Consider the following 11764-nt stretch of genomic DNA (forward strand, 5'->3'; position numbering starts at 1 on the left):
CTGGCAGCGTAGAAAGCATGAACCAGGCCCGGCCATTCAGTATTTGCTACACAATCAGATCGTGAGCCGCATGAAGATCGACGTGCCAGGAGTGGTCATGGTGCGTATCTGGCGGCCCCTCGGGCGCAATAGCATGCCGACCATCTCCATGAGCTTTTCCATTTCCGAGGCTCAATTGCTGAAGGTCATACATGTCTGACGACGTATTATCGGCGCCAGTTTTAAAATGAAAGGAATCGCCAAGTTTAGTGGCAATCACTGATGTGGCCCGCTCTGCCTTGTCGGAAGAAGGTCCGCCCTCGTTCTTTAATCCCGAATGTGCGTCGCTGGCAGAATTTTCGGGCGCCATTGGCATATCGTGCTGCGGTTTGCCACTATTGAAATCACCTGCCTGCGGATGCTGTCCGTGTTGCTTGCCGGCCGCAGAGCGATCTTCGAAATTCTGAAAATCGCCGTGCGCCTGTCCGTGATTGGAATCTTCTGTTGGGATCTCATTCTTAGCGTGCCCCTTGGCGGCTCCGGATGTGTGGCCGGATTCATGCACGGCTTTCTGCGATTGACCGTGAGTTAAACTGTCTACAGCGGCCTCATTCTTGGCGTGTCCCTTTGCAGCTCCGGAAGTGTGTTCGGACTCTTGCACGGCTTTCTGCGAATGACCGTGATTTAAACTGTCTACTGCATCCTCATTCTTGGCGTGCCCCTTGGCGGCTCCGGAGGTATGGTCGGACTCATGCAGGGCTTTCTGCGATTGACCGTGATTTAAATCGTCTCGCGGGGCCTCAAGCTTCGCGGCTTCCGAGTTGTTGTCGGGAGTGCACAAATCAGATTGCGAGCGACCCTGATCAATTTCCCGGCCTGTCTGCGTGGCGTCACGTTCCGCGGCTTCCTGCGCCGCTACCGCAACAAAATCAATTGCCCCGGAACCTAGATGAATAGCGTTTTCTCGGCCACTGCCGCCATCTTCCGCATGGGCGTTGCCGACATAAAGCTCGCTGTGGTCTGTGGCGGTTATATCGCCTTGGGCGAACTCGAATGCAAACGCCTCACCGTACACCGCCATACTGCCAAAATTTGCGAAGCCAGGAAGCGCGGATGCTGATCCGTTGACGACGCTTGCGGTAGATGAATTTACGATGCCATCGCCGAAATCGAACGCCTGCACGGCATGGTTGGCACCATCGAGCTCGTAGATCAAGGCGGCGAAAGCCGCAACCATGAAGATGCTGTAGCTGCTCGAACCCGGCCTCGGCGCGTTGAGTGCTGCCTGGGCAAATACGCTCGCAGCAATCTCGGCCACGGGGTCGACGAGCTTGCCAGTCGGCGACGAGGTCCCCGCTGCGACGCCGGCGCGGTCCTTGCTCGCGCTTCTGCCCGGGGGGCCACCTGATACTGCTTCCTTGCGGCCGATCTTAAAGGTAACGATCTCCGCGCGGCCGTCTTCGGCCATGACCGTGAAACTTTCGGTTGCGGCATGACCGGGCGAATCGTCCAACGCTGCCAGGAGCGCAGCTGTCAAGATACTCATCGCGCCATAACGGCGCGACAGCGCCAGCGCGGCGAGCTCAGTCCGGTTGTTAATTCCAAGCTTCTGTCGCGCGTGGTCGATGTGAATCCTGACGATCTCCAGAGAGACACCCAGGACCCGACCAATTTCACTGTCCGACAAACCTTCGGCGACGAGATCCATGATCGTCCGCTCGTTGACGGTCAAAACCGCCTGAACGTTATCGCCGAACGATTCAATTCCATTAGCTTCGTTACCGACCCTCGCCAGGTCTGATCCCGCTTTTTCTAGCCTTAGGTACTGAACCAGCGCCTCTGGTTTGGCGTTCATCGGAATCGCGCCGCAAGCACCCGTCGCAAGTGCACTGGCGAGATCGCCGCAGGCGACGGTAGCAGTGAAAAACACCAGCCGGGAGGAGAGACCTTCGACGTCCGCGATGGCAAGGATGTCGGAGGCGGTTACATCGGTGAATCCGTCCTCCAGCAACACCACATCTGGGGTCACACTGCGTATGGCCGCAAGACAACTTGCTCCATCAAGACAGCATGCAACTACTTCGAAATCGGGCTGGGCGCCCAGTAGCGATGCAAAACCCTGGAGAACAATCGGACGTCGATCTGCTATCACCAGTCGAACGCGACGCATGGGCTTCCTTCGCTCGGCCTCGCACAAAGCATGACAAGCAAATTAAGTCCGCTCGACTGATTGAGTTCCTAATTGTGAAATGGATTCGTACGGACAGTTTGACGATGAGGTCGTTCAGTAGTGACGGCTCCAAATGGATTGCCTCTTATCCGTCCGTCAGAGGTTACCGCTCCGCGGAGATGCAACTTGAAGCGATCTGTACCCCCGCATTTGCGATCAAGGATGGAAGCGCGTTTCGTAGAATTTCTGATGCGCTTATGGCCGAAAAACGGGCCCCAACCGTTTCTTCAGCGGTGCAAATCGATCTCGACTGCAATCCGGACGAGATCGGAGTGATTCTTTGCGCCGAGCTTCGACTTCAGCACGGAGGTCGTGTTGGCAACGGTTTTATATGAAATGCCGAGTTCGGACGCGACTTCTGAGATGCGGCCGCCGCGACCCAAAAGCCTCAGGATCTCGAGTTCGCGTGGGCTCATCTGTGTCAAGGGACTAGCCTTGACCGCCGCTCCCGCGAAGGTCGTCGTCTCTGCCAAACGCGGTGAGACGAAGCGCTCACCGGCTGCAACCTTCCGAATGGCCGTGGCCAAAAGCCGGGGATCATCGCTTTTTGAGACATATCCTTGAATGCCCATCTCAACAGCGCGCACCACAAACGCCGGATCTTCGCTCACGCTGAGCATGACTATTTTAGCGGCCGGATCATCCCTGCGGATTCGCCGGGCCAACTCGAAGCCAGTAACGTCTGGAAGCCTCGCGTCAACCACGGTGACATCGGGATGCTTCTGCAAGTACGTACGATGGCCGTCCTTTGCATCGGAAGCCTCCAGGATCTCAACGGAGGGGTCCGACTCAAACAAGGCTCGGCAGCCGATCACGACAACGGGATGGTCGTCGACGATCAGTACCCGCATGTCGATCTGGTCTGTATTAGCACGTTGTCACTTCCTCAACTGTGGAGAGGTCGCGAGCACTGTAATGTTCAAGTATCTGAACGGACTTCTGGCGAGCCGACCGAAGAAGCCGCAAATTGCAGAAGATCTGGACAGCTCGTTCCTTTCGGCCCAGCCCGCATCCGACGCGCTCGGCAATTGCATTCCGACCGGCGTCTCGCTTTCGAGCGGACCAGCTGGAAGGCTCTTCGGGACATCCCGGGACAGGAAAGTATCTAAGCGGCACATGAAGAGAGTTTGGCTGGTTGGATCGGCTCTGTCGCGAACTTTCGACGGAACGAAATCCTGTCCGACAGGAACCGCCGTTCAGATGGAGCGGCCGTCACCAAGGGACGGCCGCTTGAATGAGGATTGCCGTTACCGTGTCTGCGGCTCGAGCGTTACCGTGCAGTCGCTTTGCCCTTGGGTCGCGACCACGACATCGCCGGAGGGAGCTCCCAAAGCGATCGGCCCTGACGAACCGCCGCCTGGAAGCTGGACGGTCACGCTCAACGAATCGGAGCGGGCGCTGGAACCGACCGTCGAAGGCTCGACCTCGACGACGTTTCCTGATGCATCACGACGCATGATCTTGCAATTCACGTTGCCGCCGGCCACCGTCGTGCTTGCTCCGCTGGACTGCGATCCTCCGTTCATTTCGGCGCGCGCGCGTGAGGGGTCGCGAGGCACCTGGCTGACGATCCGATGCGTGCCGGGCTCTACGATGACGATGTCGTCGTCCGTGGTGAAGTATTCGTAGTCGCGATACTCCGGTTCGATCGACACGACTTCGGGCGGAAGCCGATTCAGGCGGACACGCTCGGGCGCCGCCTCGCCGACCCGGATCGAGATGTTCAGATCGCGTTCCGGTGCGGCCAGCCTTTCACGACTGAACGTTTCCGACAAGCGCACCTGCTTTTCCGGCGTGGTCCGGGCCTGCCGATCGCCCTGCACTCCGTTTTCCCGAGTGGCTTGGTTGGTCTGAGCGCCGCCCGCTGGCGAAGTGTTTTGCGCATTGCCGGTCGAGGCGGGGCGGTTCGTATCCGTCGCAGTCGACGGGCGGCTTTGCTGTTCGGAGGGCTGCTTCTCCGCAGAATTCCGGGTCGGCTGGTTCCGCTCGCTCTGGTTCGCCGCACCCGCCCGCTCCTTCTGCTGGCCGGCGGCTCCGCTCTTGGATTTCTCCGTCTCTGCTGCGGATTTCTGAGTCGGGGAGTTCTCCCTCGTCTCGGCGCTGGACTTGCTGTCTTCGCGACCCTGCTTCGCCCTCTCGGCGTCACGTTTCGGTTCACGCGACTCCCGAGAATCCCTGGCCTGTTCGCTGCCTTTGGGCAGATTGTGCTCCGCCGTGTCGGGACGGCCCTGCTCCTCGCGGCCCTGCGCGCGTTCGCCGCGCGACTGCGCGCTCGGCTCACGCTCTTGGGTCGATTCTTGGCCGCGTTGCACGGCACCCTTGGCGGGTTCTTCGGCGCGCCTCGGTTCTTCTTTTCGATCGCTCGACGACTGAGCGTAAGCGAGACCGGACGACAGCATGAGCCCGATGGCCGCGGTGGAGAGCAACAGATTTCTACGCATTCTCGACTCCTTCGACGTTCGAAAAACGACCGGGGCGAACGTTCCAAAAGTCGCGATGTTCCATTCGGGAAATTGTGGCAGTTGCCTCTTGATGTGAGGAAAGCTCCCATATCCCCGGCATAGCTCAAGGTCTCTGTTTTCGATCGGAACTCTCTAGGAAAGCGACCACTGTACCTTTCGCCACGCGTGCGGCGACCCGCTCCGCATCCCAGTTCGTCAAGCGGACGCATCCATGGGATTCCGCCTTCGAAACCTTGCCCGGCGTCGGTGTGCCGTGGATCCCGTATCCTTCGGCGGAAAGGTTGATCCACATCGTGCCCACCGGGTTGTTGGGACCTGGCCTGATGGTGAAAGGTTTTCGGGAGCGGACGCCTTTAAAATGATAGTCCGGATTGTACCGGTAGGTCGGGTTCTTATCGATCTCGGTCACCTTCAAGGTCCCGGTCGGCGAGGGCTTCTCTTCGCTTCCAACCGTTGCCGGGTAGAAGCCGATCAGCGCATTCGACCTGTCGAACAGCTTCACCGTCTGACGGCTTTTGTCGACTTCGACCCTGTCCGCTTTCGAGGACGCCTCGGCTTCTTCACCGCCGACATCTACGACGACAATGGTCTCTCCGACACGGTCGAAGCGACGTCCGGGATTGAGCGCCGACAGTAGTTCCTCGTTCATATGGAATTTCTCGGCCAATGCTTCTCGCGGGCTGGTGAAGCCGAGATTCGGCAGGTCCTTCATTTCCTCGATCTTTGAAGGGAGTTTTTTCAGAAACGGCCCGGCGATATCCTGCTGCGTGATGGTGTAATTTGCCGTGACCCGCCGATCATCGGGGTGGAGTGCGTTCCAGACGTCATCAGTCGGAATGTCCGAGCTTGACAGCTGGTGCGCTTCCGCGAAGGCCCTCAGCGCCTTCTTGGCGTTTTCGCCGAACCTTCCGTCGATCTCGCCTGGCGAAAATTTGGCCCGGTCGAGCAGCACCTGCAGGCGAACCCCCGCCGGCGTCGGCTTTGTGTTCGATAAGGTCTTGTTCGTCGGTTCGGCAGCATCGATGGCGGCGGACCCCATCTCGGCACTCCACGCCGGCCTGGCCACGACCATCAGCAGCACGGCAACCAGCTTGGCTTTTTTGAACCACATGGCCCTACCTTTTCATGGCTTTGATGAGTCCGGATCCTCGCGAAAACGGGCTTCCTTGGCGCTCGATGCGGCGATCAGATTGCGGTATGCGCGTTCATAATCTCGCGCCATTCGGCCTGCCGCGAACTGCGCTTCGAAGCGGGCGCGCACCGTGCGCCGGTCCAGACGGCCAAGGTCACCAACCGCCCTTACCGCTTGGTCTTCGTTTTCGACGATGAAACCCGTCACGCCGTCCTCGACGACTTCGGGCACGGACCCGGATCGGTAGGCGATCACGGGAGTTCCGCAGGCCATCGCCTCGATCATGACGAGACCGAAAGGCTCTGGCCAATCGATCGGAAACAGGAGGGCCGCGGCGTCGGCGAGGAACGGCTGCTTTTTGGCGTCGTTCACCTCTCCCACAAGTTGGACCGCGCGGCCGTCGATGTGCGGTTCGAGGCTCTTTTTGAAGTATCCGGTCTCGCCACGTGGGATCTTGGCGGCAATGCGCAGCGGGCGCCCGGTCGCCCGCGCGATCCGGATCGCATCCTCAGGGCCTTTCTCCTTGGTGAGGCGGCCGAGGAAGGCGAGATAGGATCCAGGGCTGAAAGACGGCTTGAACAGGTTGGACGGTAGGCCATGCCTAATGGTGGCAATCCAGTTCGCTTCTGGGAGCGGCACGCGTTGATTGTCCGATATCGAGACGAAACCGGCCCCGGGAAATTGTCTTACGACGTCGGCAAGGCCCGGAAGGTCCAACCGCCCATGCATCGTTGTCAGAAAGGGGACATCAAGACGGCTCAGCAGCGGAAGCGGCAGCCAATCGATGTGCGCGTGGATCACGTCGAAATCCTTTGCGTGCTTGGCGATGGCTTCCAGCAGCACCGCGCTAGCCGCGTTGGGATCGACGCCCTGACGCCCTAAGCGCAGAGCGTGCGGCCATACCGGATGGAGCCGGCCCTTCGTCCTGGAATCGCCGCTCGCAAAGAGTGTAACGTCGTGTCCGAGCTCGACCAGTTCGTCCACCAACCAAGCCACGACCCGCTCGGTGCCTCCGTAGAGCTTGGGAGGAACGCTCTCGGCAAGGGGGGCCAGCTGAGCTATGCGCATGAATGCCCCTAAACCGGAAAAAACGATCGGAGCAGCAGCACGACGGCAATCGATAATAGTTCGGAGATTGCTAGGAGCGTCCACTCCGGTCGGGCGGTGCCCTCGGCAATTCGCTTGGCGAAGGTCTCCATGAGCCTCAACATTCGTCTGGGAGACGGTCGAGGTACGCAAGGCCGAACCCGGTGAGTTCGTCGACCTCGTTTACGCGCGCCTCGCACCTTCCTTGAAGATGACGTTCCATCAAATAGCGACGGCTGTCAGCGGCATCGATGTCGCGATGTTTCGCTCTATAGAGGGACCACACGGTATCCACGGCTTTTTTCAGCGGGATGTCGTCGACCATCTTCCGGCTCCGTCAAACACTGGTCGACGGCAACTCCTGCCACGGCCAAGGTTTCCACTTTTTCCCGGAAAACTAATGGGCGAGACGAGATTGCGTAGAAGCCAGGTTCAATGATGGAAGTCGCCCTCGTCGCCGAAGCTTAATCCCATCATGCCGAGGACGCGCGGCTCAGAAGCTGCGATCGCTCCAGTTGAGGGGACGTCTCTTGAAGAAGAATGCTAAGAATGCGTCCTGGACCGCTCAAAGATTGGCTGCCGTTACCAGGAAACTCCAATCGAGTTCGACATTCTCCCTCCGAAGCCCTTCTTGAAGCATAGGACGACGATCGTGCAGGTATTGATCTCGATGATCATCGAGTGGTCATATGGGGCTGCTGATCCCTGTTTGCTGCGGACGCTTCCGTCCAGATTCGGAAGCGTCCGCAGCAAATACCGGCTATCTTGGCTTTTTGCAGGAAGCATTCCGACGTGACCGTGATCGACACTGGTCTTCCGATCGATCCGGACCCGAACTGGCGCAGCGGCGCGGGAGAGCGCTTCATCTCCTCTCGCCTTTGGGAGCAGACCGTTGCTTCTCTGACATCTGTTGGAGCGAGGTCGCCGGATCGCGGAAGTCACCTCAGAACTCGGCGTTTCCTACAAGACGGCGGCCAATTCGACGTCCATGCTCAAAACCAAACTCGGCGCTAGTGTCCTGAACCAAAAGTTCGTGGCATTTTAGACCTTCGCGGGCGAGTTGTAAGCGCAGAAGCGTTCGATTGAGCGGAGAATGTCGTCGGCTGATTTGGTCCAACGGAACGGCCGTGGGTCTGCGTTGTGAAGTTCGATGACGGACGTAATCTCGGCCCGTAGCGCCGCTACGCTGCGATAGATGCCGCGCCTGATCTTGCGCTCTGTGATGAGGGCAAAGAAGCGTTCGACCTGATTGGGCCAGGACGCACTTGTAGGCGTCAGATGCACGTGCCAGCGCGGCCTCTTTGCCAGCCAGTTGCGGATTAGCAGCGTCTTGTGGGTTGCGTAATTATCCATGACGAGATGGACGTCCAGATCGCCCGGAACAACGGCTTCGAATCGAGAAATTTGCGGAACTCTTTGGCGCGATGGCGTCCATAGCACTTGCCGATGACCCGCCCTGTTGCAATGTCGAGCGCGGCAAACAACGAGGTGACGCCGTGCCGCTTGTAGTCGTGACTGTGTCGCGCCGCCTGATTAGGTCGCATCGGGAACATGGGTTGGCTGCGGTCCAGCGCCTAGATCTGCGACTTCTCGTCGGCGCACAGCACGATAGCACGCTCGGGCGGAGCCACGTAGAGGCCGACGACGTCACGCACCTTGGCGACGAAGTCGCGGTCGGTTGAGAGTTTGAAGGTCTCCAACCGATGCGGCTGCAGGCCAAAGGCACGCCATATCCGCTGGACTGTTGAGACTGATAGCCCACTGGCCCGCGCCATACCCCGCGAACTCCAGTGGGTAGCGTCAGGCGGCTTCGTCTTAAGGGTGCGGACAATTACCGCTTCGATCCGGGCATCCTCGATCGTGCGCGGCGTTCCCGATCGCGGCTCGTCCCAAAGACCTTCAGGCCGATGCTCGGCGAAGCGCCAGCGCCACTTGCCGACCGTGTCCTGATCGATACCCAGGCGGGCCGCAACTACCTTGCTCTGCTCGCCTTCAGCGCAGGCCAAGATGATCCGAGCCCGCTGCGCCAGGCCTTGGGCCGTGCTTCGGCGCGCGGCTAACGACCTCAACTCTGTGAGTTCAACCTCATTCAGTTCCAGCGGAGCAAAGCGTCGACCCATAACCAATCCTCCCCAAAAGGGGAGAGTCCGCCATCTTCGAGTCGATTTGGAGTCCGCTGAACTTCAGATTCAAGACACTAGAAACCATTCCGATCGCCGTGGAGATCGACCTTTGCGGCGCGTGAAGAGCGGGCGGACTTCTTCCTGCTACCATTGGATTTCCTTGAATTGCAGTCCACGCTGCAGTAATGCGGCCCGCAGCACCTGCGCTCTCGTCTTGGCCGCCTCTCCGACCAGGCGATACCTGCCGCCCATCGCTCTATCGGCCTCGACCTGATGGCGTATGCTTTCGTACAGACGTAGTATGCTCTGGTCGCTCAGATGCTCGAAGTTCGCTGACGAAGTGGCCGCGGGTGGATTTTGCGCGCCGGTTGATCGAATATCTGACAGTACCTGTTTGAGCGGTTTCTTCTGATCCATGTTGCTTCGCTTCTCTCCAAGCGCCCGTGGCAGAGGCGCACGCGCTGCGGCGCCTCTGTCACGGTGGTTCGTCAACGATAGCGATGCGGGTTGCCGCGGCCCCTGAACCAGCCGTAATGATGCCCGCGTCCGCCATGCCAGCCATGGTGCCCAAGGCCGTGTCCGCCCCCGCGGACTTGGATCACCGTTTCGTCCTGCGGGGCAGATGATGGCGCCATTCCCAACCTTGCCGACGCTGGCCCCGCAAGCGTCACCATCGCACTCAGCACAACAGCCGCAGTCACTCCGATTGCTTTCATATTTCTCTCCTAAAGTTCGTTCCGCCTATCCCGATCACAACGACCTCGTTGCGGGGGGCTCGCCCGCCTTCCACGTTCGTTTCATTCACCATGCGCCAAACAATCCGCGATCTTCTGCAACCAGTCTACGCTCGGGCTCCTTCCGGACTCGGCGTTGGGGGTGACCGCGTGACGCTGCGGCACTCCTTTTGCCGCCGATATTCGCGACGGTCCGGCCGGCGAAGAGACCTCGTCCGTGGCCAACGCCACCGACCGCCTAAGATTGTCGTCGCCGGGATCCTTCACGAGTGGCGCGGCTGCCACGACGACGGGCGGATGCGCAGTGTTGAACACGATCTTTTCGGGGAGATGCTGCGCCGAGCGGATCCGGATGATGGAGCGGTCGACGTCGATCGGCGCGACGGTCTCGGACGACGGCGGAAGATAGCGATCGGCGACGGAAAGCAGCGCCAGTAGGACGCTCCCGGTGAACAAAAAATATCTAAGCAGAGGCATCATCACCCGCAATCGGCCGCAGCATTAGCGGCTGCGGAATCAACGGGAATTTTCGGCAGTTGTTCCCTCCGAAATGATGGCGTTTTCCTGCTAACTCACTGCTGCTTGCCTGTATGGTCATCGGGAATAAGCGGAACCTCCGGCCCACCATGCCGTTGGCGATGACTACTAAGAGACCATTGGAGGAGAAATCATGAAGAAGCTGATCCTGTGCGGCACTCTCGCCGCCTTCGCCTTCGCCACCCAGGCCGCCAGCGCCGCCGAATTCTACGTTGTGCGCGATGCATCGACCAAGAAGTGCACCGTCGTGGACACCAAGCCCACGACCACCACCACGACCGTGGTAGGCGACGGCGTTTACAAGACCAAGACCGAAGCGGAGTCAGCCGTGAAGACCACTAAGGTCTGCACCGAGCAGTAATTCCTGAACTCACGTGTGACTTTCGCTCGGACGGCCTGCCCGATGATTGGACAGGCCGTTTGTCTTTTGGGGGTGGAACGCCGCCCGCGCCGCTGAAGCAATCGGGGAGTCTTTCAATTAGGAGGGCTTGGCGCGGGCCCGTTCTCGAGCGGCTTGGCGTCGCTGTTGGCGGTTGGGCCGCCCGAGCCGTACCGAGGCAGCAGGTCGGGGAGCGCCCTCTATTGGTTGCTCGATTACACCAGATTCGCCACGCGTCGCCGACTCGGACGGCCGTGCTTCCTTGATAGCAAGGATCGCGCGCCCCTTCTCGCTGACGCGCCAGCCGCCGTTCAAGCGCTCGATCAATCCTTGCGAGAAGATGTCCAGGTCGGGGACGCGAGCCGCCATGCGCTTGGTCCATTCGATCCAGTCCCTGCCGCTGGTCGCAAGGATCGCCATATCCCGCTTGAGATCGGCCATTGCCGCGAAACCGTCGGGATAGCTCACCGGGGACTTCAGTACCGTCACCTGGACGCTGTTGAGAAGGATCCTTGAGCTTCCTGCCGGTGGCCGAGATTAGGATGAGCGCCGCCGCGCTTGGCCCAACCCGCGCCGCGTGCGCCAGGATGATCGCGATGGTCTTGAAGCCCTCGGCGTCGCCAGTCGAACGGACTGCAATGGACACTATAGTTAGTAGAGCGCCATGACGCTGCGGCGAGCCTATCAATGAGCTCAGCCTGGCCGGACAGAATCCTCGACCTCGCAGTTTCCAGATCGGGCCATTCAGCGCAGTCCATCTCCGGAAAGGACTGGCGCCGACCGCTCCTGAGCGGCCACTCGATCTCGAGGTGTTGCTCGATAGCGTTGTCGCATCGAAGTCTACCTCACCGTAAAAGGCGATTACGCGCTTGCCCCGCGCTGCTGGACCCCTCCCAGACCTTCTAGCGAGCCGATCGTGGTTGCGGGGCCGAGCTCTTCGGCAAATTCGCGATGGGCCCTCTCTTCGGCCGAACCGTCGATCTCTCCTTTCGGTATCGACCAAGCGCCCTCGTCCATGTTGCGCCAGAATGGACCGCCAGGGTGAACCAGCAGCACCTCGAAGCCGCGCGGTCCACGGCGATAGCCCAATATACCGCGCTCA

Annotated in this window: 11 protein-coding genes and 1 pseudogene; 1 reads left to right on the plus strand and 11 read right to left on the minus strand. The window is 59.9% G+C overall.

Going from position 1 to position 11764, the window contains the following annotated elements:
* Positions 1 to 46 precede the first annotated feature (46 nt).
* The 9 genes and pseudogenes from L6639_RS28260 to L6639_RS28300 all read right to left on the minus strand — a co-directional run bounded on the left by L6639_RS28260 (position 47) and on the right by L6639_RS28300 (position 10226).
* Positions 47 to 2149, minus strand: coding sequence for a response regulator transcription factor (locus tag L6639_RS28260; RefSeq protein WP_237864879.1), 2103 nt, complete (start codon positions 2147 to 2149; stop codon positions 47 to 49).
* A gap of 287 nt (positions 2150 to 2436) precedes the next feature.
* Positions 2437 to 3060: a response regulator transcription factor gene (locus L6639_RS28265; protein WP_237864880.1), complete on the minus strand. Its 624-nt coding sequence runs from the start codon at positions 3058 to 3060 to the stop codon at positions 2437 to 2439.
* A gap of 396 nt (positions 3061 to 3456) precedes the next feature.
* Complete coding sequence (locus tag L6639_RS28270; protein WP_237864881.1) at positions 3457 to 4650, minus strand: DUF1236 domain-containing protein; 1194 nt, start codon at positions 4648 to 4650, stop codon at positions 3457 to 3459.
* A 124-nt stretch (positions 4651 to 4774) separates the two neighbouring features.
* Positions 4775 to 5743 (minus strand): L,D-transpeptidase family protein, encoded by a 969-nt coding sequence (locus L6639_RS28275; RefSeq protein ID WP_377818957.1) that lies wholly within the window; start codon positions 5741 to 5743, stop codon positions 4775 to 4777.
* 51 nt (positions 5744 to 5794) lie between these two features.
* Positions 5795 to 6871, minus strand: a complete 1077-nt coding sequence (locus tag L6639_RS28280) for a glycosyltransferase family 4 protein (RefSeq protein ID WP_128962288.1) — start codon at positions 6869 to 6871, stop codon at positions 5795 to 5797.
* A 136-nt stretch (positions 6872 to 7007) separates the two neighbouring features.
* The gene (locus L6639_RS28285) at positions 7008 to 7214 is read right to left on the minus strand and encodes a hypothetical protein (protein ID WP_237864883.1); all 207 of its coding nucleotides are present in this window, start codon (positions 7212 to 7214) and stop codon (positions 7008 to 7010) included.
* Between the two features lie 716 nt (positions 7215 to 7930).
* Positions 7931 to 9009: pseudogene (locus L6639_RS28290) on the minus strand (IS630 family transposase).
* A 147-nt stretch (positions 9010 to 9156) separates the two neighbouring features.
* Positions 9157 to 9429 carry a hypothetical protein gene (locus L6639_RS28295; protein WP_128962290.1) on the minus strand — a complete coding sequence of 91 codons (273 nt, stop codon included), beginning with the start codon at positions 9427 to 9429 and terminating at the stop codon, positions 9157 to 9159.
* 380 nt (positions 9430 to 9809) lie between these two features.
* On the minus strand, positions 9810 to 10226 hold the full coding sequence (locus tag L6639_RS28300; protein ID WP_237864884.1) for a hypothetical protein: 417 nt from the start codon (positions 10224 to 10226) through the stop codon (positions 9810 to 9812).
* 190 nt (positions 10227 to 10416) lie between these two features.
* On the opposite strand from L6639_RS28300, the gene L6639_RS28305 reads away from it, so the two are divergent.
* The gene (locus tag L6639_RS28305) at positions 10417 to 10644 is read left to right on the plus strand and encodes a hypothetical protein (protein ID WP_237864885.1); all 228 of its coding nucleotides are present in this window, start codon (positions 10417 to 10419) and stop codon (positions 10642 to 10644) included.
* A gap of 117 nt (positions 10645 to 10761) precedes the next feature.
* On the opposite strand, the gene L6639_RS28310 is transcribed toward L6639_RS28305, so the two are convergent.
* Together L6639_RS28310 and L6639_RS43320 are read right to left on the minus strand one after the other, a co-directional pair.
* The gene (locus L6639_RS28310) at positions 10762 to 11103 is read right to left on the minus strand and encodes a hypothetical protein (protein ID WP_237864886.1); all 342 of its coding nucleotides are present in this window, start codon (positions 11101 to 11103) and stop codon (positions 10762 to 10764) included.
* A gap of 420 nt (positions 11104 to 11523) precedes the next feature.
* Positions 11524 to 11751 carry an NUDIX domain-containing protein gene (locus L6639_RS43320; protein WP_312016861.1) on the minus strand — a complete coding sequence of 76 codons (228 nt, stop codon included), beginning with the start codon at positions 11749 to 11751 and terminating at the stop codon, positions 11524 to 11526.
* Positions 11752 to 11764: the final 13 nt, after the last annotated feature.

Origin of the sequence: Bradyrhizobium zhengyangense (assembly GCF_022012555.1) — a bacterium.
Classification (GTDB): Bacteria; Pseudomonadota; Alphaproteobacteria; order Rhizobiales; family Xanthobacteraceae; genus Bradyrhizobium; species Bradyrhizobium zhengyangense.